Here is a 20860-nt window from a genome sequence, read left to right as displayed (position 1 = left end):
CGCCAAGGCGACTGAGGCGCCGGCGCGTCGGTGGCGTCGAAGATAGCAAACGGAATCTCCTGCCGGCGAAGCCAACAGATCGATGGCAGCAAGTCCACACATTCGCTTTGTCCGCCACCCAGGGGAGCAGCCATGAGCGTCGCGCGCGAGCCCTACACGGAATGGGCCCCCGTCCCCTGGCGGCCGGGCCTTGGGGCGGCGGCGACGGCGCTCTATTGGCTGGCGGCCGCCCTCTTCGCCGCGCGCGCCTACGACCTGGGCTTCCACCGCTACGAGCCGAACGGCTCGCTGTTCTCCGGAGCCGGCGACAAATTCGCCCTGCTCGTGGCCCGCGACGCCGGCCTGTGGGCCGCGACCGCGACGGCCGCGGCGGCGCTGGCGCTATTCCTGGTGATCCTGGCGTTTCGCGAAGCCGCCGCGCGCCTAGGGCGCCGGATCGGCCCCGACCGCTAGGGCCTCTGGCGGCGGCTGCGCACGGCCGCCCAGCCGATGACCACCAGGGCCACGATCGGCACGCCGGTGAACAGCGGGTGGAGGCTCGCCTCGGTGATCAGCTCGTGCACGGGATGGAATCCTCACCGCCTCGACGGGGCGGCACAAGGCGCGCAGCTTGCGTTCGCTTCGGGGCCGGAATGTTGTCGCCCGGTCAAGATGTGACCGCGCCGCAAAACTCCGCCTAGCTTTCGACGCCATAGTCCGCGAAGCACGGCGGCGGGGACGCACGCCGCACCGGGTTTCGGGGATCCATGAGCCATCGCAGACTGAGCGGGCGCAGCACGCCGCCGGCCGCGGCGCTGACGCTGCTCATGGCCGGGGTATGGAGCCTTGCCGTGGCCCAGACCGCGCCCAAGCCAGCCGCGGCCCGGACGGCGCCGGCGAAGCCCCCGGCCGCGACGGTCTCGGAGCTGGTGGTCACCGCCGATCCGGACCGGCCCAAGCCCGGCGCCGTGGTCGGCGACATCAAGCCCGAGCTGACCCTCGATCCCGACGAGATCCAGGCCTATGGCGTCAGCACCCTCACCCAGCTGATCGACGAACTGGCGCCGCAGATCCGCAGCGACCGCGGCCGTGGCGGCGAGGCGCCGGTGATCCTGCTGAACGGCCGCCGCATCTCCGGCTTCAACGAGATCCGCGACCTGCCCACCGAGGCGATCCTGCGCGTCGAGATCCTGCCCGAGGAGGTGGCGCTGAAGTACGGCTACCCGGCGAACCAGCGGGTCGTGAACATCGTGCTGAAGCCGTTCTTCCGCGCCGTGACCGCCGAGGCGGGCGGCGGGGTGGCGACGGAGGGCGGCGCCGAGACCGGCCAGGCCGAGCTCGACCTGGCGCGCATCAAGGGCCCCAGCCGGCTGAACGTCGACCTTAAGGTGCAGGGCCAGGCGGCGCTGACTGAGGACCAGCGCAACCTGACGCCGCTGAGCGCGGGCCAGCCGTTCGACGTGCTCGGCAATGTGGTCTCGGCCACGCCCGGCGGCGAGATCGACCCCGCCCTCAGCGCGCTGGCCGGCCGGCCGGTGACGATCGCCGGCGTTCCCGCCGCGGCGACGGGCGGGCGGCCGCTCAGCCTTTCGGACTTCGCCTCGACGGCGGGCGTGCAGAACACCACCCACGACGGCCGCTTCCGGACCCTGCAGCCCTCCACCCGGCAGGTGTCGCTGAACGCCGTCTACAGCCGGCCGATCTTCGCCGGCATTTCCGCCACGGTGAACGCCACCCTGGGCGCGACCACCAGCCAGAGCCTGCAGGGCCTGCCGAGCCTCAGCCTGCTGACGCCTGCGGGCGATCCGTTCTCGCCCTTCGCGGCGCCGGTGCTTGTCGACCGCAGCCTCACCGGGCTCGGGCCGCTGCGCCAGACCAGCGACGGCTGGACCGCGCACCTGGCCACGACGCTCAACCGCGACGTCGCCAAGTGGAAGCTGACCCTCACCGGCGCCTATGATCACGCCGACAGCGTGACCCATGTTGACCGCGGCCTCGACGCCACGAACCTGCAGGCGCGGCTCAGCGCCGACGATCCGGCGTTCGATCCGTTCGTCGCCCCCTCCGCCGGCCTCCTGGCGCTGCGCCCGCAGGACAAGGCGCGCTCGCAGACCGACGCGCTGGAAGTCCACGCCATCGCCATGGGCCCGCTCATGAAGCTGCCGGCCGGGGACCTGCTCACCACCTGGCGGGTGGGCGAGGCGCAGAGCTGGTCGTCATCGCGCTCGGAACGCTTCGGGGCGGTCCAGTCTGTGGACCTGGCGCGCAACGACGTCAGCGGCCATCTCAACGTCGACGCGCCGCTGACCAGCCGCAAGGCGGGCGTCCTGCCGGCGATCGGCGACGTGACGCTCAGCTTCAACCTCGCCGGCGACCACCTCTCCGACTTCGGCGACGTCACCACGCTGGGCTACGGCGTGCACTGGACGCCGATCACGCCGCTGACGTTCAACATCTCCGGCACGCGCGAGGAGAAGGCGCCGACCATCGCCCAGCTGGGCTCGCCGGTGATCGTCACGCCCGGCTCGCGAATCTTCGATTTCGTGACCGGCCGCACGGTCGACGTCCGAGTGGTCTCGGGCGGCGTCGCCGATCTGATCGCCGACCATCGCAACGTGTTCAGCGTGGGCGCCAACCTGAAACCCTGGTCGGCGCAGGACCTGACCTTCAGCGCCCGCTACGTGCGCAGCCAGACGATCAACCCGATCAAGACCTTCGCGGCGGTGACCGCCGAGATCGAGGCCCTGTTCCCCGACCGCTTCGTTCGCGACGCCTCGGGCCAGCTGACGCAGGCCGACCTGCGGCCGGTGAACTTCGCCTCGGAGACCACCGCGGACCTGCGCTGGGGGATCAACTTCACCAGGCGGCTGGGCGCGCCGCCGCCGCCCCGCGTCCGCGCGCCGGGCGGCGACGACCGGCCGCGCGGGCCCGACGGCCGGCCCGGCGGCAGCTTCGGCGGTGGCGGTGGCGGTGGACGTGGCGGCGGCGGCGGACGCGGCTTCGGCGGCGGCTTCCCCGGCGGTCCGGGCGGCGCGGCGGCGGTGTTCGGCCGGCCGGGGGGCCCGCCGCCGACCATCGTGCAGTTCTCGATCTACCACACGGTCCACTTCGCCGATGAGTATGTGGTCCGGCCGGGCGTGCCGAAGTTCGACCTGCTCGACGGCTCGCCGGGCGCGGGCGCCGGCCAGCCGCGGCACGAAATCGAGGCCCGCGCCGGCCTCACCAAGAACGGTTTCGGCGGCAACATCGTCGCCAACTGGCACAGCGGGACCGTGGTGCGTGGCGACCTGGGCTCACCCACCGGCGACCTGACGTTCTCGAGCGTGGCCAAGGTGGACCTTCGCCTGTTCGCCGACTTCGGCGTGCAGCGCGGCTGGATCGGCCGGCAGCCGTGGCTGAAGGGCGTGCGGGCGACCCTCGCGGTCAGCAACATCTTCGACACCCGCCAGGAGGTGCGCGACGCGTCGGGCGCCACGCCGCTCAGCTACCAGCCGGACTTCCTCGACCCGGTGGGGCGCGTGGTCCGCTTCAGCGTGCGGAAAATCTTCTTCTAGGGGTGCGCCGGGGCGAGCTCGCCCTGCGGCCCGCCGGGCGCGGGCGGACGCGGCTTCAGGGCCACGGCGCCGGCCTCGGGGTCGTAGAGCACGCTGAACGCGAAGTAGGGCATCAGGCCGGCGTAGATCACCGTGCCCGGGACATGCGCATCCTCCGAGAAGCCGAGGTGCGAGGCATGCGCCCGCAGCCCCACCGTGAAGCTCTCGCCGGCCACCGCATGGCCGTGCTCGTCGGCGAAAACCAGCAGGCCGGGGGTGTTCTCCGGCCAGGGTTGGCCCCCCAGGCCGCCGTTCGCCAGGCCCAGGCCTGGCGCGCCGGAATCCAGCAGCACCGCGCCGCAGGCGCGCTTCTGGGTGGCGCGGTTGACCAGGCAACCGGGCACGGCGTCATGCAGGCCACCGTGCTGGTCGCGGAACGCCGCGATGACCTTCAGCGGCGCATAGCCCGCCGCCTCGTCGTCGGTCGGGTTGAGGATCAAGCGGCCCGGGACGCCCTCGCCCGGCCGCGGCAGCTCGACGATCCAGCGGCGCGCGCCCAGCGCCCGAAGCGGCGTCTCGGCGTCGGCGCGGGCCATGTTGATCCCGATGATCGCCTTGAACCCCTCCTTCGGCAGGCCATCGCCCTGGATGCCGTAGTCGGCGGCCGAGACCCGGGTGGCCGGGCAGCGGGGTTTGGCTTCGGTGCAGCCGACGTGCTCGACCAGCTCGACCTCGATGGGGGCGGACGCCGCGCCGATCGCCACCGTCGCCTGGGCCGAGATGCCGTCCAGCTTCACCCCGGATCCGTAGGCGTAGGGCGCTGTGCGGCTGCCCGCCCTGGCATCCGTCGGCCCCAGCGTGTTGGGCAGGATGCGCAGGCCCGTGGAGCCCGTGTCGACACCCGCCTCGATCGGGGTCGCGCCGACCGTGACGGTGATCGCGTAGCGGCGCGTGCCGTCGCTCAGCACCACCTCCTTGATCGGGACCTCGGCGCGCGGCGCGGCCGCCAACGCGTGGCTGGCGAGCGCCAGAACGCCGCCGAGAACCGCCCAGACCAAACCCCGCCGCGCCATGCGAAACTCCTGACAGAAGCCCGACGCCACCATGGCGTGCGCCTGATCCGTCCGCCAGTCCCGCCCAAGGCCGCAGAAAATCTGCGGCCGCCTTCAGCTTATCCCTATTCATCTAATAGGAATTATCGGAATAGCTTCACGGCACGCTGCTGAGGGAGCCCGAAATGATTGCCCGCGCGCCGGTCGCCCGGCTGGTCCCGACCGCCGCCTTCGCGGCCCTGCTGTGCAGCGTCGCGCCCGCGGCGCTGGCCCAGGCGGTGACGACCGCCGCGCCGGCGGCGAGCGGTGTCAGCCAGGAGCAGGCGCTGAGCCTCGCGGCCCGCCTCGACGCGCTCGAGAAGCGCAACGACCAGCTGGAGGCCCAGGTCGCGGACCTGAAGGCCCAGGTCGCCGCCGGGCAAGGCGCGATCCGCGAGGAGGTCCACAGCCAGCCCAGCGTCTCGCTGGCGGGTAGCCGCCCGACCTTCGCGACGCCGGATGGGACCTTCAAGATCGCCCTGCGCTCGATCGTCCAGCTCGACGCGGCTCACTACGACGTAAGCCCGCTTCGCACCGATAACGATCTGGGCTCGGGGACCAATTTCCGCCGCGTGCGGTTCGGCTTCGACGGCACGGCCTACAGAGATTGGAACTTCGCGCTGTGGGGCGAATGGGGCGGCAGCGGCGGCGAGACCCCGGGGCTCAACCAGGCCTGGGTCGAATACGCCGGCTGGAAGCCCTTCGGCCTGACCGAGCCGTTGCGCCTGCGGGCCGGCGCCTGGGCGACGCCCACCGGGCTGGAGGACGCCACCGGCGCCGCCGACTCCCTGTTCCTCGAGCGCGCGGCCATCGCCGAGCTGGTGCGCGGCCTGGCGGGCGGCGACGGGCGAGCCGGCGTGGGCGCCTTTGCGCGCGGCGAGCGCTGGTACGCCGGCGCGGTGCTGACCGGCAAGGTGGTCGGCGTGCCGACGACGCCGGAGCTCAGCCAGCAGTCCGGCTACATCCTGCGCGCCGCCTGGAACCCGATCCACGGCGCCGACTACGATGTCCATGTGGGCGCCTCTCTGCAGGGCGTCCTGGAGCCGGCTGACACGGCGCTCGGTCCGGCGGAGGCCACGGCCGTCCGCCTGCAGGAACGCCCCGAGCTGCGGGTGAGCGGGACGCGCTTGGTGGACACCGGCGCGATCGCCTCGAACGGCGTGCAGGCCCTGGGCCTGGAGGCCGGCGCCAGCTGGAAAACCCTCTATGCGGCCGGCGAGTGGTTCAAGATCGACGTCAGCCGCCAGGTCGTGGGGACGGCGCCCTCGCCGTTCGATCCCGCGTTCAGCGGCTGGTACCTGCAGGGCGGCTGGACACTCACCGGGGAACGGCGCGCCTGGTCGAGCGCGAGCGGCGGCTTCAACGGCATCCGGCCCGCCCGGCCCTTCTCGCTGCACGGCGGTGGCTGGGGCGCGCTGGAACTTGGCGGGCGCTACAGCGTCCTCGACCTGAACGATCACGCAGGCGTGCTTGGCGCCGCAGCCCCGCTCGGCGGCATTCGCGGCGGTGAGCAGAAGATCAGCACTGTCGCATTGAATTGGTATCCCAACAGCGTTGTTCGTTTCCTGCTGGACTATCAGTGGATCAATGTCGACCGGCTGAACACGGCCGGCGCCCGTATCGACACCGACGTGAACGTCATCTCGCTGCGTTCCCAGTTCGCGTTCTGACAGCCCGCTCCATTTCAGGATGACCCGAATGACCGATATCTCGATCACCCGGCGCGAATTGGTGGGCGCGGGCGCGGCGCTGGGCGGCGCGGCGGCCCTGCCCGGCATGGCCCTGGCGGCGCCGGCGCTCGGCAACACCCTGCTCAACGTCAGCTACGACCCGACGCGCGAGCTCTACAAGGACATCAACGCCGCCTACGCCAGTTACTGGAAGGCCAAGACCGGCCAGACCATCACCGTCAACCAGAGCCACGGGGGCTCGGGCAAGCAGGCCCGCGCGGTGATCGACGGCCTGCAGGCCGACGTGGTCACCCTGGCGCTCGCCGCCGACATCGACGAGATCGCCAAGCGCGCCAAGCTTTTGCCCGTCAACTGGCAGAGCCGGCTGCCGAACAATTCGACGCCCTACACCTCGACGGTCGTGTTCCTGGTGAAGAAGGGCAACCCTTGGAAGATCCACGACTGGCCGGACCTGATCCGCCCGGGGATCGGCATCATCTCGCCCAACCCGAAGACCTCCGGCGGCGCGCGCTGGGCCTATCTGGCGGCCTATGCCTGGGGCCTGAAACAGGGTGGCGACGCGGCGGCCCAGGCCTATGTGGGCAAGCTCTACAAGCAGGCGCCGGTGTTGCCGACCGGGGCCAGGGACGCCACCACCACCTTCGCGCAGCGGGGCCTGGGCGATGTGCTGCTCTCCTGGGAGAACGAGGCCTATCTGACCATCGAGGAGTTCGGACCGAAGTTCGACATCGTCTATCCGTCCCTGTCGATCCTGGCGGAACCGCCGGTGGCCGTGGTCGACAAGAACGTCGAGCGGCACAACACGCGCTTCCTGGCGGAGGGCTACCTGAACTTCCTCTACAGCCCGATCGCCCAGGACATCATCGGCAAGCACCACTTCCGGCCCCGCGAGGCCAAGGCCGCCGCCAAATATGCCGCCAGCTTCAAGCAGCTCCCGCTGGTGACCATCGCCGATGCCTTCGGCGGCTGGGGCAAGGCCCAGGCGACGCACTTCGCCGACGGCGGAGTGTTCGACAAGATCTACAAGCCCTCGTGACGGACCAGGCCCACTCCCTCTCGCTCCCGCGCTGGAAGGAGCCCTCGATCCTGCCGGGCTTCGGCGTGGGCGTGGGGCTGACGCTGACCTATCTGGGGCTGATCGTGGTGCTGCCGCTCGCCGCGCTCGCCATCCGGCCCTGGGAGCTGGGCCTGTCCGGAGTCTGGCATGAGCTCGCGGCGCCCCGGGTCACCGCGGCCCTGAAGCTGAGCTTCGGCCTGTCGGCGCTGGCCGCCCTGCTGAACGCCCCGCTCGGCCTGCTGATCGCCTGGACCCTGGTGCGCTACCAGTTCCCCGGCCGGCGCATCCTCGACGCCCTGGTCGACCTGCCGTTCGCCCTGCCGACCGCGGTGGCCGGCATTGCGCTCAGCGCCATCTATGCGCCGAACGGGCCGTTGGGCTCGATCGCCGCCAAGGTCGGGATCAAGACCGCCTATTCGCCGCTCGGCATCTTCATCGCCCTGGTGTTCATCGGCCTGCCCTTCGTGGTGCGCTCGCTGCAGCCGGTGATGCAGGACCTCGACGCCGAGGTGGAGGAAGCCGCCCAGACGCTGGGGGCCACCACCTTGCAGCGGGTCATCCGCGTGGTGCTGCCGGCCCTGGCGCCGGCCCTGATCTCCGGCGTCAGCCTGGCCTTCGCCCGCGCGGTCGGCGAATACGGCTCGGTGGTGTTCATCGCCGGCAACCTGCCCATGAAGACCGAGATCGCGCCGCTACTGATCGTCATCAAGCTGGAGCAGTACGACTATGCCGGCGCCGCGGCGGTGGGCCTGGCCATGGTGGCCATCTCCTTCACGGCCCTGGTCGCCATCAACGCCGTCCAGACCTGGTTCGCCGGGCGGGGGCGGGCATGACGACGGCAGCCATCGCGGCGCGCCCTCGCCGCCCCTCGTCGCTTCGGCGGCCGGGCATCGCGCCGGTGCTGATCCTTGCCTCCATCGCGGTGATGGCCGGGCTGGTGATCCTGCCGCTCCTGACGGTATTCCGCGACGCCTTGGCAAAGGGCGTCCCGGCCTATCTGGCCGCGATCAGAGAGCCGGACGCACGCGCCGCCATCCGCCTGACCCTGATCGTGGCGGCGATCTCGGTGCCGCTGAACGCCCTGTTCGGCGTCGCCGCGGCCTGGTCGGTGACCAAGTTCGAGTTCAAGGGCAAGGCCGCCCTGCTGACCCTGATCGACCTGCCGTTCTCCATCTCGCCGGTGATTTCCGGTCTGGTCTGGGTGCTGCTGTTCGGGGCGCAGGGCTGGTTCGGGACCTGGCTGGCCGATCACGACGTGAAGATCATCTTCGCCCTGCCCGGCCTGGTGCTGGCGACCATCCTGGTCACCCTGCCCTTCGTCGCCCGCGAGCTGATCCCCCTGATGCAGGCCCAGGGCTCCGACGAGGAGGCCGCGGCCCTGACGCTGGGCGCCTCGGGCTTCACCACCTTTTGGAAGATCACCCTGCCCAACATCCGCTGGGCGCTGCTCTACGGCGTGCTGCTCTGCAACGCGCGCGCCATGGGGGAATTCGGCGCCGTCTCCGTCGTCTCCGGACACATCCGCGGCCAGACCACGACTTTGCCGCTGCACGTCGAGGTGCTCTACAATGACTATGATTTCGTCGGGGCCTTCGCGGCCGCGTCGCTCCTGGCTTCCCTCGGGCTCATCACCCTCGTCCTCAAGACCGCTTTGGAGTGGCGACACTCAGGTGAACTTGCCGCAGCCCGCAAACCTTGAAGCCGCGCCCATGGCGCTGGAGATCCGTGGGATCTCCAAGGCGTTCGGCCGTTTCCCGGCCCTGAAAAACGTCTCGCTGCAGGCGCATGACAAGGAGTTCCTGGCGCTCCTGGGCCCCTCGGGCTCGGGCAAGACCACCCTGCTGCGCGTGCTGGCGGGGCTGGAGACGCCGGACGCCGGCGAGGTCAATTTCGGCGGCGAGGATTTCCTCTCCCTGCCGGTTCGCAAACGCCGCGTCGGCATGGTGTTCCAGCACTACGCCCTGTTTCGGCACATGACGGTGGCCCAGAACATCGCCTTCGGGCTCAGCGTGCGGCCGCGCGCCGAGCGGCCGTCGAAGGAGGCCGTGAAAGCGCGCGTGAGCGAGCTCTTGTCCCTCGTGCAGCTCGATGGGCTCGAGAAGCGCTTCCCGACGCAGCTCTCCGGCGGCCAGCGGCAGCGGGTGGCCCTGGCGCGGGCCCTGGCCATCGAGCCGCGCATGCTACTGCTGGACGAGCCGTTCGGCGCCCTGGACGCCCAGGTCCGCCGCGAGCTCCGCCGCTGGCTGCGCGAGCTGCATGACCGGGCCGGCGTGACCACCGTCTTCGTCACCCACGACCAGGAGGAGGCCCTCGACCTCGCCGACCGGGTGGCGATCCTCAAGGATGGCGAGCTGAAGCAGCTCGGCCGGCCCAACGAGGTCTACGAGAACCCGGCCGATCCCTTCGTCTACGACTTCCTGGGCGCGGCCTGCCGGATGCCGGGCGTGGTGCATGGCGGCCGGCTGACCGTCGCCGACTGGGAGACCAAGGCCCCGGTCGGCGCGCCCGACGGCGCCGTGGAGGTGTTCTTCCGGCCCGACGAGGTGACCTTCGCGCCCTCCGACGGGGCGGGGCTGGCGGCCGAGGTGCGGGCCATCGCCGCCCGCGGCCCGGACGTGCGCATCGAGTGCCTGATCGAGGGCCGCATCGTGGAGCTGGAGGCGCATGGGCCCACGCTGCCGCCGGGCGTCGCGCCGGGCCTGTCGCTGCGCATCAAGCCCTTGCGGCCCAAGGTCTACGCCGGCGCGGCTTGAGCCAGACCTCCAGCGCCGCTAGCGTCCCGCGCCATGCGCATCGCCACCTGGAACGTCAATTCGATCAACGCCCGTCTGGAAACGGTCGTCCGCTGGTTCGAGGAAGCCAAGCCCGACGTCGCCTGCCTGCAGGAGATCAAGTGCGTCGACGAGAAGTTCCCGGCCGAACCCTTCGAGCGGCTGGGCTACAATCTCGCCGTCCACGGGCAGAAAACCTACAACGGCGTGGCGCTGCTCTCGAAGGCCCCGCTGGAGGATGTGCGACGCGGCCTGCCCACCCACCCCGAGCACGGCGGAGATGACGACGAACACGCCCGCTACATCGAGGCGGTGATCTCCGGGCCGAGGCCCGTGCGGGTGGCCTCAATCTACCTGCCAAACGGCAATCCGATCGGCACGGAGAAGTTCGCCTACAAGCTCGCCTGGATGGGGCGGCTCAACGCCCACGTCCGCGCGCTGATGGCGCTGGAGGAGCCGCTCGCCCTGCTGGGCGACTTCAACGTCATCCCCGAGCCGCGCGACGCGGAGTTCCCGCAGAACTGGACCGGCGACGCCCTCTTCCAGCCGCAGAGCCGCGAGGCGTTCCGCGCGCTGAAGTGGCTGGGCCTGACGGACGCCTACCTGCAGGCCGACGGCGCGCCCGGCGCCTACACCTTCTGGGACTACCAGGCCGGCGCCTGGCAGCGGAACAACGGCATCCGCATCGACCACGCCCTGCTTTCCGCCCAGGCCGCCGACCTGTTGCGCGGCGTCTCGATCCACAAGGACGTGCGGGGCTGGGAGAAGCCATCCGACCACGTGCCCTTCATGATCGAGCTCGACGTCTAGGTAAGACTCACCTTGCGGGCGTAGCCTTCGCCCTATGGGCGATGTGCTTCGTCTCCTCCTGTCGCTGGGCCTGGCCGCGCTGGCCCTGACGCTGGCGGGCGGCGGCTACATCTGGTCGATGGACGAGAGCCGCCGGCTGAAGCGGAGCCTGACGCGCGTGCTGGGCGAGCCGGCCCACGCCCTCTTGATCGCCCGCGGCCGCGGCAAGGCGGTGGGCTTCAACTTCACCACCAACCAGCTCGCCGTCTCCTGGGACACCGGCGCCTGGTGCCTGATCTACCGGGTGGAGGAGCTGGTCGGCGCCGAGCTGATCGTCGATGGCCGGGTGCTCGCCCGCGTCTATCGCGGCGAGACGCGGCGCGCGCTGGACGTGATGACAGGCGCCGATGCGCAGGTGCGCCTGCGGCTGGTGTTCGACGACCTGCGCCACCCGGATTTCGTCATGGACCTTTGGCTGCCGCAGGACGACGGGCGCAAGGGCGCGATGAGTGCGCCTGAATCCGTGCAGGAGGCCAACCGCTGGCTGGCCCGCTTCGAGGCCGTGCTGCGCCGCCCCCTGCCCCGCCGGGACCCACCGCTCGCCGACCCACCACCCATCCCGCCCCCGATCCCCCCGGTGGTCCCGCCCTCGCCGCCCGCCGGCCTGGAGCGTGCGCCGTGGGATCCGGACATCGACGACGACGCGTACCAGGCGGAGGACGAGCACGATGACGACGCCATAACTTGACAGTGTAAAACGATAGCGCGACCGTCCGCCCCGGAGGGCCTTTCCATGCTGATGCTGATCCTCGCCGTCGGCTTCTTCCTGACCATCCACCTGTTGGTGTCCGGCACGCCGGTGCGCGACGCGCTCACGGCCCGGATCGGCCAGGGGGCCTATATGGGTCTATTCAGCCTGGCCTCGGTGGCCGGCCTCGCCTGGTTGATCTTCGCCTTCACAGGCGCCCATGGGGCCGCCGCCAACGAGGTGCTCTGGAGCGTGACGCCGATCACCCGCTGGCTGCAGATCGTCCTGCAGCTCGCCGCCATGCTGCTGATCGTGCCCGGGCTCGCCACGCCGAACCCGACCAGCGTGCGGCAGGAAGCGACCCTGCAGAAGGTGGACGTGGTCAAGGGCATGCTCCGGATCACCCGCCACCCCTTCCTGTGGGGCGTGGCGCTGTGGGCCGCTGGACACCTGCTGGTGAACGGCGACATCGCCGGCATCGTGCTGTTCGCCGCCATGCTGGCGCTGGCGCTGTTCGGCACCGTGAGCATCGACACCAAGCGCCGGCGCGCTCTGGGCAAGAGCTGGGACGCCTTCGCCGCCCAGACCTCCAACGTGCCGTTCGCGGCCATCGCCGCGGGACGCCAGCAGCTGAGCCTGGGCGAGATCGGCTGGTGGCGGATCGCCCTGGGCATCACGGTCTGGGCCGGACTCGCCTGGGGCCACCCCTATCTGTTCGGCGTACGCGCCTTGCCCTAGCCCAGCGCGAAGTCCACCGCCGCCTCGCAGTGGACGATGGCGGTGTCGACCGCCGGCAGGTCGAGCTCGGCGGGGTCGATCAGCAGGCCGATCTCGGTGCAGCCGAAGATCACGCCGTCGGCGCCGGCCGCCCTGCCGCGATCGATCATGGCGAGCGCCGCGGCCTTGGAGTCCGGCGTGATGACGCCCTTGACCAGCTCGTCGAAGATGATCGCCTGCAGGCGATCGCGGTCGGCGGCGTCCGGGATCAGGCTCGGCAGGCCCAGCGCCGCCAGCCGGTCGCGGTAGAACGGCTTCTCCATCGTGTAGCGGGTGGCGAGCAGCAGCGGGCGGGCGACGCCGCGGGCCGTCAGGGCCGCGGCCGTGGCGTCGGCGATGTGGATCAGCGGGATCGCGGTCGCGGCCTGCACCTGCGGCGCATTGATGTGCATGGTGTTGGCGCAGATGACGATCGCCTCGGCGCCGGCCGCCTCGAGCCGGCGCGCGGCCTCCGCCAACGCCCGGCCGGTCGCGTCCCAGTCGTCCTTGGCCTGCCACGCCGCGATGGGAGCGAAGTCCACGGACCACAGGATCAGCGCGGCGGAATGCAGGCCGCCCAGGCGCTCCCGCACCAGGCGGTTGATCTCTCGGTAATAGACCGCCGTACTCTCGGCGCTCATCCCACCGATGAGGCCCAGGGTCTTCATCGGGGCCTCCGCATCAGATGTCGGCGTAGACATGCCGCTCGGCCGCCGCGCCGGGGTGGGTGACGGCGCCCAGATGGGCGGGGCCGACGCCTTGCGCGAACTTCCAGAGCGCGCCCGAGCCATAGGCGGTCTGGCGCGGCGGCTCCTTGGCCAGCTCGTGGGCGCGGTGTTCCAGCTCGATGGGATCGACCTCCAGCTCGATGGTCCCAGCGTCGGCGTCGATGGCGATGATGTCGCCATCGCGGACCAGGCCAATGGGACCGCCGGTCGCGGCCTCGGGCCCCACGTGACCGACGCAGAGGCCTCGCGTTGCGCCGGAGAACCGGCCGTCGGTGATCAGGGCGATGTTCTCCACCTCCTGGCCGTAGAGCGCCGCGGTCGTGGACAGCATCTCGCGCATCCCGGGGCCGCCGCGCGGGCCCTCGTAGCGGATGACCAGCACGTCGCCTTCCTTGTAGTCGCGCGCCGCGACCGCGGCGAAACAGGCCTCCTCGCCGTCGAACACCCGCGCCGGGCCGCGATGGCGGGTGTGCTTGAGGCCGGCGACCTTGACGATGGCGCCGTCGGGGGCCAGCGACCCCCACAAGCCGACCAGGCCGCCGGTCGGCGACAGCGGACTGGAGACCGGCCGGATCACCTCCTGGTCGTCGCGCCAGATCACATCGGCCAGGTTCTCGGCGATGGTCTTGCCGGTGACCGTCATGCAGTCGCCGTGCAGGAAGCCGCCCTCCAGCAGGGTCTTGAGCAACATGGGCACGCCGCCCGCCTCGCCCATGTCTCTGGCCACGAACCGGCCGCCGGGCTTCAGGTCGGCGATGTAGGGCGTGCGCGCGCAGATTTCGGCGAAGTCGCGCAGGGTGAATTCGATGCCGGCCTCGTGGGCCATGGCGGGCAGGTGCAGGCCGCCGTTGGTCGAGCCGCCGGTCGCGGCCACCACCACGGCCGCGTTCTCGAACGCCTGGCGTGTGCAGATGTCGCGCGGGCGGATGTTGCGCTCAATCAGCCGCACCACGGCTTCGCCGGAGGCGCGGGCGTACTGGTCGCGGTCCACATAGGCGGCCGGCAGGGCCGAGGAGAGCGGCAGGGCTAGGCCAATCGCCTCGGAGACGCAGGCCATGGTGTTGGCGGTGAACTGGCCGCCGCAGGCGCCGTCGCCGGGGCAGGCGACCCGTTCCAGCGCCGCCAGCTTGGCGTCGTCCATGTCGTTGCGCCCCGCCGCATGGGCGCCCACCGCCTCGAACACGTCGAGCACGGTGACGTCGCGCCCCTCGAAGCGGCCGGGCAGGATGGAGCCGCCATAGATGAAGACGCTCGGCACGTTGAGCCGGAGCATGGCCATCATCATGCCCGGAAGGGACTTGTCGCAGCCGGCGACGCCCACCAGCGCGTCATAGGCGTGGCCGCGCACGGTGAGCTCGACCGAATCGGCGATCACCTCGCGGCTGACCAGCGAGGAGCGCATGCCCTCGTGGCCCATTGCGATGCCGTCGGTGACGGTGATGGTGCAGAATTCCCGCGGCGTCGCGCCGGCCGCCTTCACGCCCTCCGAGGCCGCATGGGCCTGGCGCATCAGGGCGGTGTTGCACGGCGCCGCCTCGTTCCAGCAGGAGGCCACGCCCACGAAGGGCTGGGCGATCTCGCGGCTGCCGAGCCCCATGGCGTAGTAGTAGCTGCGGTGCGGGGCGCGCGACGGGCCCTCCGTCACGTGGCGGCTGGGCAGGCGCGTCTTGTCCCAGGATCCATCCGGGCGGCGGTGCATGAGGGCTGCTCCTGAAGCGAGGCCGCTTTCCATAGGCGGCCGGCCTCGCGCAGGGAAGACGCCACGCGTCGGCGACGCCCGCGCGGAGCGCCCGCGGCCGACCGGGCGACGCCGCGGCGACGCGGAAATCCAATGATGTCAGGACGATGGATTCCGAGGCCGGATCGGGGCGGCCGGTAGAGCAGATATTCGCATCCCTAGGTTGTCGCGACGGAAACCGGAGAACCGGTGGCCGGCCTCAAACGGGAATCGCTTGTCCCCCACCTGTGTCCTCGGCGCCAGCATAGGTGAGTGTTAGTAACTTATCGACGATAATACATGACGAATCCGTTGACGGGTATGGGGTTGCTGCTGCAGCTACGCCTCCCCAGGCGCACCGAAATAGCGTCCCAGCCCGCTGCGGGGAGGCAGCAAACATGCAGTTCAGATATAGCCTCTTGGCGACCACCGCCGTGCTAGCCGCCGCGCTCGGATCGACGGCGCAAGCCCAAACCACAAGTAGTACGACGGCGGCCTCGTCGAACACCATCGAGGAGCTGGTGGTCACTGCGGAGAAGCGCCAGCAGAGTCTGCAGGACGTCCCGGTGGCGGTCTCGGCCTTCACCTCCGAAAAGCGTGACCTCGTCGGGATCAATACGATCACCGACATCACGAACTTCACGCCGGGTCTGGAATATAACGCCTCCAACGACCGCAATACCTTGCGCGGCGTCGGCCGCCTGACCAACGTGCACGCCGCCGACATCAGCGTCGCGCAGTACTCGGACGGCATCTACACCTCCTCGACCACCGAAGCCGGCAAGACGCCGCTGTTCGTCGACCGGGTGGAAGTGCTGCGCGGTCCGCAGGGCACCCTCTATGGGCGCAACTCGATCGGCGGGGCGATCAACATCATCTCCAAGCGGCCGACCGAGGACTTCTACGCCGAGGTCCGCGCGCAGGTGCAGAACTACAACCACACGATCCTGGAAGGCGCCGTATCGGGTCCGACGATGATCCCCGGCGTCCAGTTCCGCTTCGGGGCCAACTGGGAGAAGCAAACCGAAGGCTGGTTCCACAACGTCGTGGCCGGCGGCAAGGACGAAGGCGGCATCATCGATCAGCGCTATGTCGAGGGTCAGCTAAAGTTCCGCTTCAACGACAACTTCGACGGCTGGATGAAGCTGGCCTGGCAGGACTGGCACAACAACGGCGGCGGACCGGGGGCGCGCACTGGCTACACGCCCGGTCCGTTCGCGACCTATCAGACCAATAGCCCGGGCTTCTATATCAACCCCGGCTATGCCTGCTTCCCGAACACCGGCGTGACCAACGTGGTCACCGCCGGCGGCGTGTCGCTGGCCCAAGCCTGTAGCAACCCCGCGAGCAGCGACCCGCGCAAGTTCTCCTCGACCATCAATTCGAGCGAGAAACTGACCGGCACGATGATCTTCGCCAGCGAGTTCACCTACCACTTCGCTGACATGGACCTGAAGTACATCGGCGGCGGGTCAGCCTATAACTATAGCGAAATCCTGCCGGCCGACTCGCCGGCGATCCTGCAGTTCACGGTGCCGAGCTTCGTCGGCGGCCCAGGGTCGGTCATCCGTCCCCGGAACGCCTCTGAGTATCGCGAGGCGCTGAACTGGGTCAGCCACGAGGTGAACCTCTCGTCGACCGACAAGGGGCCGCTGCAGTGGATCGCAGGTCTCTACTACTACGACGAAGAATACCTCCAGCCGACCGGCGGGGTGCTGCTCGACCAGTCGACCATCAACGGTCGCTTCTTCACCAACGCGACCTGCACGATCACCGGCGGCGTCTGCCCGGCCGCGCCTGGCCTGAACCGCTACTACGACTCCCGCCCCGACATCTTCACCAACAGCCAGGCGGTCTACGGCCAGATCGACTGGAATTTCACAGAGCATTGGAAGACGACGCTCGGCGCGCGCTACACCATGGACACCAAGCACGGCACCGAAAGCGGTCGCCTGCTGTGCGTCGACGTGGCGGCCTGCACCGGCGGGTTCGGGCCCGAGGGCATCGGTCAGAACTTCCTGGTCGACCTGACCCAGCTCGGCAGCGTGACCAACGGCCTGACCCCCGGCAGCCCAGGCTCCCCCGGTCAGGCGGGCGGCGTGTCGTCGACCACCACCATCGACCCGGCTACCGGCTTCGCCACGCGTCACTACAACGACAAGTGGAACGCCGTCACCGGCACCGCCGGCCTGCAATGGGATCCCGAGGCCGGCACCATGGCCTACTTCCGCTACAGCCGCGGCTACAAGGCGGGCGGCTTCAACATCGGCAACGCTGGCTTCTTCGGCGCCAATCCGGAAACCAATCCGGAGCACTCGAACGCGTTCGAACTCGGCCTGAAGAAGGACTTCGGGCGGACGTTCCAGGCCAATATGGCGCTGTTCTATTACGACTACTCCAACGCCCAGGTGCCGATCTCGATCGTCCCCACCGGCGGCGGCGTCGGCACCACCCAGCAGGTGTTCTTCAACATCCCGAAGTCGGTGTCGCAGGGCTTCGAGCTGGAATCCATCTGGCAGCCGATCGACCACCTGCAGGTCCTGTTCAACTACTCCTACCTCGACGCCCACATCAAAAAGGGATCGGGCGTCATCGACCCGGCGGACCCGAGCGCGATCGCGCCCGGCGCCAAGCCGACCTCGGCGGGGGGCGCATGCACCGCCGCCCAGCCCGGCTGCGACATCTTCACCGGGACGTTTTCGCGCGGTCAGGACCTGTCGGGCGGCAATCTGCCCAACGCGCCGAAGAACAAGGTGGCGCTGAACGTCAACTACACCGTGGAATTCCAGCCGGGCTCGTTGACGGGGTCCGTCAGCTACATCTGGCGCGACAAGCAGTATGGCTCGATCTTCAACCGGAGCTACTACCAGGCGCCGGCCTACGATCAGGTCGATGCCCGCCTGACCTGGAAGGACAAGGACAACAAGTACTCGGTGATCGGTTTCGTGAAGAACCTGTTCGACGACCTCGGCTACGAGGGCGGGGCGACGGCGAGCCGTCGCGCGGGCTTCGTGCCGGCCTACACCTTGGGCCTGCCCGGCATCGGTCCCACGCCGGTGAACCAGGGCATTGCCACCACCTACTTCCTGACCCCGCCGCGCACCTACGGCGTGGAACTGCAGTACCGCTTCTAGGCCACAGGGCCTTTGCGACGAGGGCGTCCCGCGCCAGCGGGGCGCCCTTTTCGTTGGGGATTCAGGCAGCCGCCGTGATCGCCTCGACGCGATCGACCAGGCCACGCCAGGCGGCCGCGTAGGCCGGCGTCCACTCCGGCCCCAGCAGCTCGGCGAAGGTCTCCACCGCCACGTCGAAGAACCGCGGGAAGGTCTCGCGCGACACCCCCACGCCGTCGTGGTTGACCACCTCGCAGGCGATGAAGTTGGCCGCGTAGGCATTGGCGCCGGAGAGGTCGAGGGCGATCTCGAAGACCTTGGCCAGCATCTCGCCCTTCACCGCGCCGTCGACATCGCGCACGAACAGCGCCTCGGTTTCGGGATAGCGGGCGAACAGCCGCGCATAGACCGCCCGCGTCGGGTCGCCCGCCCGCTCGGCCAGACGCTCCAGGCTCTCCTCGATGACGGCGTGGGCGTCGCTCATGCATCCCCGGGGACTTGACGTTTGCAGCGAAGACTTGCCCATGCGTCCAGCCGGGGCAAGCGGCGGTCGGAGGCGCAGGACATGGCGTTCGAAGAGATCATCTACACCGCGGCGGACGGCGTGGCGCAGATCGTCCTGAACCGGCCGCAGTATCGTAACGCCCAGGGCTACCGGATGCTCGACGAAATCGACGCGGCCTTTGCGCTGGCCGGCGCGGACGAAGCGGTCAAGGTCGTGGTCGTGCGCGGCGCCGGCGGCGTGTTCTCCACCGGTCACGACCTCGGCACGCCGGAGGGCATGGCCTACCGCAATGGGCTAGGCGCCAAGCCCGGCATCCAGACCTACGACCAGTTCAAGAAGTACAACCTCGACCTCCTGGTGAAGTGGCGCAATTTCGCCAAGCCGACGGTGGCCATGGTCGAGGGCTACTGCATCTATGCCGGCTGGATGCTGGCGGCGGCCATGGACGTGATCTTCGCCGCCGAGGACGCCGAGTTCCTGGGCGGCTTCGTGGAGTACAACACCATCCCCTGGGACATCGGCATCCGCCGCGCCAAGGAATTGGTCTTCGAGAGCCGGTTCATCCCCGCGGCCGAGGCGGCGGACTACGGGCTCGTCAACCGCGTCTACGCCAAGGCCGACCTGGAGCGCGAGACGCTCGGCTGGGCGCGGCGGGTGGCGGAGAATTCCGCCGAGACCCTGCGCATGGCCAAGATCCAGATGAACAAGGCGCAGGACGCCCAGGGCTTCACCCAGGCCGTCGAGGATAGCCTCGGCGACTACGTGGCCATGATGTGGATGCCCGGCAACGAGATGCGCGTGGAGGGCCAGCGGCGGCTGCTCTCCGTCGACCTGGCCGTGCGCGGCCGGCGCGGCGAACGCTTTGGCCTGGCGCCGTCAAAATCCGCCGCCGAATAGAGGAAAGACGTCGTGAGCGAGACCTTCCGCGCGTTGCGCGCGCACAAGACCGACGCCGGCCAGGAGCTCCGCTTCGAGGCGCTGACGCTGGACGACCTGATGGACGGCGACGTGGTGGTCCGCGTCGAGGCGACCACGGTCAACTTCAAGGACGGCCTGGCGCTCACCGGCAAGAGCCCGATCATCCGCGCCTGGCCGCTGGTGCCCGGCATCGACTTCGCCGGCGTGGTGGAAAACTCGTCCAATCCCGAGTTCAAGCCCGGCGACCGCGTCGTGCTGAATGGCTGGGGCGTCGGCGAGAGCCACAGCGGCGGCTATGCCGGCAAGGCCCGCGTGAAGGGCGAGTGGCTGGTGAAGCTGCCCGACGGGCTCAGCGCCGCCCAGGCCATGGCCATCGGGACGGCCGGCTACACCGCCATGCTGAGCGTGTTGCGTCTCGAACAGCTCGGCGTCACGCCGGCCAAGGGCGAGGTGCTGGTCACCGGCGCGGCGGGCGGGGTCGGCGGCGTGGCGATCGCGCTGCTGGCCAAGCTCGGGTACCAGGTGGTCGCTTCGTCGCGCCGCAAGGACAGCGAAGGCGACTACCTGCGCGGCCTCGGCGCCAGCGACGTGGTGGACGCCGCCGACTTCCAGGGCCCGGCCCGACCGCTGGCCCGCGAGCGCTGGGCCGGCGCGGTCGACGCGGTGGGCAGCCACACCCTGGCCAACGTGCTGTCCCAGACCAAGTACGGCGGCGTGGTGACCGCCTGCGGCCTGGCCCAGGGCATGGACCTGCCGGCCTCGGTCGCCCCCTTCATCCTGCGCGGGGTGACGCTGGCCGGCATCGACAGCGTCATGCGGCCCAAGCCCGACCGTGTCGAAGCCTGGGGCCGTCTCGCCCGCGATCTCGACCTCGGCAAGCTGGAGACCATGACCACCCACGCCAAGCTCGACGACCTGCCGCGCCTGGGCGCCGAGATCGTCGAGGGCAAGGTCCGCGGCCGGATCGTGGTGGACGTGGGCTAGAGCGCGCCTTCGATCGCGGCAGTCAGTTCATCGTCCATCGGGTCGGTGCGCGGGCCGAAGGCGCGCAGGGCGCCGCCGTCCTTGCCGATCAGGATCTTGTGGAAGTTCCACACCGGCTCGGCGGGCTCGCCCAGCTGGTCCTTGGCCCATTTGTAGAACGGGTGGGCGGCGTCGCCCTTCACGTCGACCTTGGAGGTCAGCGGGAAATCGACGTTGAAGCGGGTCTCGCAGAAGTCCTTGATCTCGGCTTCCGTCCCCGGCTCCTGGCCGGCGAACTGGTTGCAGGGCACGCCCAGCACCACCAGGCCGCGATCCTTGTACTCCGAATAGAGCTTCTCCAGCCCGTCGTACTGCGGGGTGAGCCCGCACTTGGACGCGGTGTTGACCACCAGCACCACCTTGCCCTGGAAGCTGGTCAGCGGCAGGGACGCGCCGTCGATAGTCTGGAAAGCGAATTCGTGGGCGCTGGCGCTCATGGCG

At 70.0% G+C, this 20860-nt stretch carries 18 protein-coding genes; 13 read left to right on the top strand and 5 right to left on the bottom strand.

What is annotated here, in order from left to right; all coding sequences use genetic code 11:
* The first annotated feature begins 132 nt into the window (after nucleotides 1–132).
* Nucleotides 133–453, top strand: coding sequence for a hypothetical protein (locus tag VGT80_RS05820; RefSeq protein WP_327453772.1), 321 nt, complete (start codon nucleotides 133–135; stop codon nucleotides 451–453).
* A gap of 293 nt (nucleotides 454–746) precedes the next feature.
* Nucleotides 747–3533, top strand: a complete 2787-nt coding sequence (locus VGT80_RS05815; RefSeq protein WP_327453770.1) for a TonB-dependent receptor — start codon at nucleotides 747–749, stop codon at nucleotides 3531–3533.
* Here VGT80_RS05815 and VGT80_RS05810 read toward each other — a convergent pair.
* Nucleotides 3530–4585 (bottom strand): hypothetical protein, encoded by a 1056-nt coding sequence (locus tag VGT80_RS05810; protein WP_327453768.1) that lies wholly within the window; start codon nucleotides 4583–4585, stop codon nucleotides 3530–3532. The genes VGT80_RS05815 and VGT80_RS05810 overlap by 4 nt on opposite strands.
* A gap of 164 nt (nucleotides 4586–4749) precedes the next feature.
* On the opposite strand from VGT80_RS05810, the gene VGT80_RS05805 reads away from it, so the two are divergent.
* Genes VGT80_RS05805 through VGT80_RS05770 form a run of 8 tightly spaced genes read left to right on the top strand, consistent with a single transcriptional unit; the run spans nucleotide 4750 to nucleotide 12397 of the window.
* Entirely contained in the window at nucleotides 4750–6273 is a 1524-nt protein-coding gene (locus tag VGT80_RS05805; protein WP_327453764.1) for a porin, read from the top strand.
* A gap of 28 nt (nucleotides 6274–6301) precedes the next feature.
* Nucleotides 6302–7330, top strand: coding sequence for a sulfate ABC transporter substrate-binding protein (locus tag VGT80_RS05800; RefSeq protein WP_327453762.1), 1029 nt, complete (start codon nucleotides 6302–6304; stop codon nucleotides 7328–7330).
* On the top strand, nucleotides 7327–8184 hold the full coding sequence (gene cysT / locus VGT80_RS05795; RefSeq protein ID WP_327453760.1) for a sulfate ABC transporter permease subunit CysT: 858 nt from the start codon (nucleotides 7327–7329) through the stop codon (nucleotides 8182–8184). The genes VGT80_RS05800 and cysT overlap by 4 nt, the downstream gene beginning before the upstream one ends.
* Nucleotides 8181–9050 carry a sulfate ABC transporter permease subunit CysW gene (gene cysW / locus VGT80_RS05790; RefSeq protein ID WP_327453758.1) on the top strand — a complete coding sequence of 290 codons (870 nt, stop codon included), beginning with the start codon at nucleotides 8181–8183 and terminating at the stop codon, nucleotides 9048–9050. The genes cysT and cysW overlap by 4 nt, the downstream gene beginning before the upstream one ends.
* Nucleotides 9051–9060: 10 nt before the next feature.
* Nucleotides 9061–10104, top strand: coding sequence for a sulfate/molybdate ABC transporter ATP-binding protein (locus VGT80_RS05785; RefSeq protein WP_327453756.1), 1044 nt, complete (start codon nucleotides 9061–9063; stop codon nucleotides 10102–10104).
* 33 nt (nucleotides 10105–10137) lie between these two features.
* The gene (gene xth / locus VGT80_RS05780; RefSeq protein WP_327453754.1) at nucleotides 10138–10932 is read left to right on the top strand and encodes an exodeoxyribonuclease III; all 795 of its coding nucleotides are present in this window, start codon (nucleotides 10138–10140) and stop codon (nucleotides 10930–10932) included.
* 43 nt (nucleotides 10933–10975) lie between these two features.
* Nucleotides 10976–11659: a hypothetical protein gene (locus VGT80_RS05775; protein ID WP_327453752.1), complete on the top strand. Its 684-nt coding sequence runs from the start codon at nucleotides 10976–10978 to the stop codon at nucleotides 11657–11659.
* Between the two features lie 45 nt (nucleotides 11660–11704).
* Entirely contained in the window at nucleotides 11705–12397 is a 693-nt protein-coding gene (locus VGT80_RS05770) for an NnrU family protein (protein ID WP_327453750.1), read from the top strand.
* Here VGT80_RS05770 and VGT80_RS05765 read toward each other — a convergent pair.
* Both VGT80_RS05765 and ilvD read right to left on the bottom strand, forming a co-directional pair.
* Nucleotides 12394–13083, bottom strand: a complete 690-nt coding sequence (locus tag VGT80_RS05765) for an aspartate/glutamate racemase family protein (protein ID WP_327453749.1) — start codon at nucleotides 13081–13083, stop codon at nucleotides 12394–12396. The two genes, VGT80_RS05770 and VGT80_RS05765, sit on opposite strands and share 4 nt — an antisense overlap.
* A 13-nt stretch (nucleotides 13084–13096) precedes the next feature.
* Complete coding sequence (ilvD, locus tag VGT80_RS05760; protein WP_327453747.1) at nucleotides 13097–14842, bottom strand: dihydroxy-acid dehydratase; 1746 nt, start codon at nucleotides 14840–14842, stop codon at nucleotides 13097–13099.
* 416 nt (nucleotides 14843–15258) lie between these two features.
* Here ilvD and VGT80_RS05755 point away from each other — a divergent pair, with 416 nt between their 5' ends.
* Nucleotides 15259–17994, top strand: a complete 2736-nt coding sequence (locus VGT80_RS05755) for a TonB-dependent receptor (RefSeq protein WP_327453745.1) — start codon at nucleotides 15259–15261, stop codon at nucleotides 17992–17994.
* A 61-nt stretch (nucleotides 17995–18055) separates the two neighbouring features.
* Here the strand turns inward: VGT80_RS05755 and VGT80_RS05750 are convergent, their stop codons facing one another.
* Complete coding sequence (locus tag VGT80_RS05750) at nucleotides 18056–18457, bottom strand: globin (protein WP_327453743.1); 402 nt, start codon at nucleotides 18455–18457, stop codon at nucleotides 18056–18058.
* An 81-nt stretch (nucleotides 18458–18538) separates the two neighbouring features.
* Here VGT80_RS05750 and VGT80_RS05745 point away from each other — a divergent pair, with 81 nt between their 5' ends.
* Both VGT80_RS05745 and VGT80_RS05740 read left to right on the top strand, forming a co-directional pair.
* Complete coding sequence (locus VGT80_RS05745; protein ID WP_327453741.1) at nucleotides 18539–19375, top strand: enoyl-CoA hydratase-related protein; 837 nt, start codon at nucleotides 18539–18541, stop codon at nucleotides 19373–19375.
* A gap of 12 nt (nucleotides 19376–19387) precedes the next feature.
* Nucleotides 19388–20380 carry an MDR family oxidoreductase gene (locus tag VGT80_RS05740; protein WP_327453739.1) on the top strand — a complete coding sequence of 331 codons (993 nt, stop codon included), beginning with the start codon at nucleotides 19388–19390 and terminating at the stop codon, nucleotides 20378–20380.
* Here the strand turns inward: VGT80_RS05740 and VGT80_RS05735 are convergent.
* Entirely contained in the window at nucleotides 20377–20856 is a 480-nt protein-coding gene (locus tag VGT80_RS05735) for a glutathione peroxidase (protein WP_327453738.1), read from the bottom strand. The two genes, VGT80_RS05740 and VGT80_RS05735, sit on opposite strands and share 4 nt — an antisense overlap.
* Between the last annotated feature and the right edge of the window lie 4 nt (nucleotides 20857–20860).

Origin of the sequence: Phenylobacterium sp. (genome assembly GCF_035944335.1) — a bacterium.
GTDB lineage: Bacteria > Pseudomonadota > Alphaproteobacteria > Caulobacterales > Caulobacteraceae > Phenylobacterium.
This window is presented reverse-complemented; position numbering and strand designations above follow the sequence as displayed.

Coding starts and splice junctions, on each gene's coding strand:
- VGT80_RS05785 (WP_327453756.1), top strand. CDS start 9,061: ATGGCGCTGGAGATCCGTGGGATCTCCAAGGCGTTCGGCCGTTTCCCG.
- VGT80_RS05805 (WP_327453764.1), top strand. CDS start 4,750: ATGATTGCCCGCGCGCCGGTCGCCCGGCTGGTCCCGACCGCCGCCTTC.
- VGT80_RS05755 (WP_327453745.1), top strand. CDS start 15,259: ATGCAGTTCAGATATAGCCTCTTGGCGACCACCGCCGTGCTAGCCGCC.
- cysW (WP_327453758.1), top strand. CDS start 8,181: ATGACGACGGCAGCCATCGCGGCGCGCCCTCGCCGCCCCTCGTCGCTT.
- VGT80_RS05750 (WP_327453743.1), bottom strand. CDS start 18,457: ATGAGCGACGCCCACGCCGTCATCGAGGAGAGCCTGGAGCGTCTGGCC.
- VGT80_RS05820 (WP_327453772.1), top strand. CDS start 133: ATGAGCGTCGCGCGCGAGCCCTACACGGAATGGGCCCCCGTCCCCTGG.
- VGT80_RS05800 (WP_327453762.1), top strand. CDS start 6,302: ATGACCGATATCTCGATCACCCGGCGCGAATTGGTGGGCGCGGGCGCG.
- VGT80_RS05815 (WP_327453770.1), top strand. CDS start 747: ATGAGCCATCGCAGACTGAGCGGGCGCAGCACGCCGCCGGCCGCGGCG.
- xth (WP_327453754.1), top strand. CDS start 10,138: ATGCGCATCGCCACCTGGAACGTCAATTCGATCAACGCCCGTCTGGAA.
- ilvD (WP_327453747.1), bottom strand. CDS start 14,842: ATGCACCGCCGCCCGGATGGATCCTGGGACAAGACGCGCCTGCCCAGC.
- VGT80_RS05735 (WP_327453738.1), bottom strand. CDS start 20,856: ATGAGCGCCAGCGCCCACGAATTCGCTTTCCAGACTATCGACGGCGCG.
- VGT80_RS05810 (WP_327453768.1), bottom strand. CDS start 4,585: ATGGCGCGGCGGGGTTTGGTCTGGGCGGTTCTCGGCGGCGTTCTGGCG.
- VGT80_RS05770 (WP_327453750.1), top strand. CDS start 11,705: ATGCTGATGCTGATCCTCGCCGTCGGCTTCTTCCTGACCATCCACCTG.
- VGT80_RS05745 (WP_327453741.1), top strand. CDS start 18,539: ATGGCGTTCGAAGAGATCATCTACACCGCGGCGGACGGCGTGGCGCAG.
- VGT80_RS05765 (WP_327453749.1), bottom strand. CDS start 13,083: ATGAAGACCCTGGGCCTCATCGGTGGGATGAGCGCCGAGAGTACGGCG.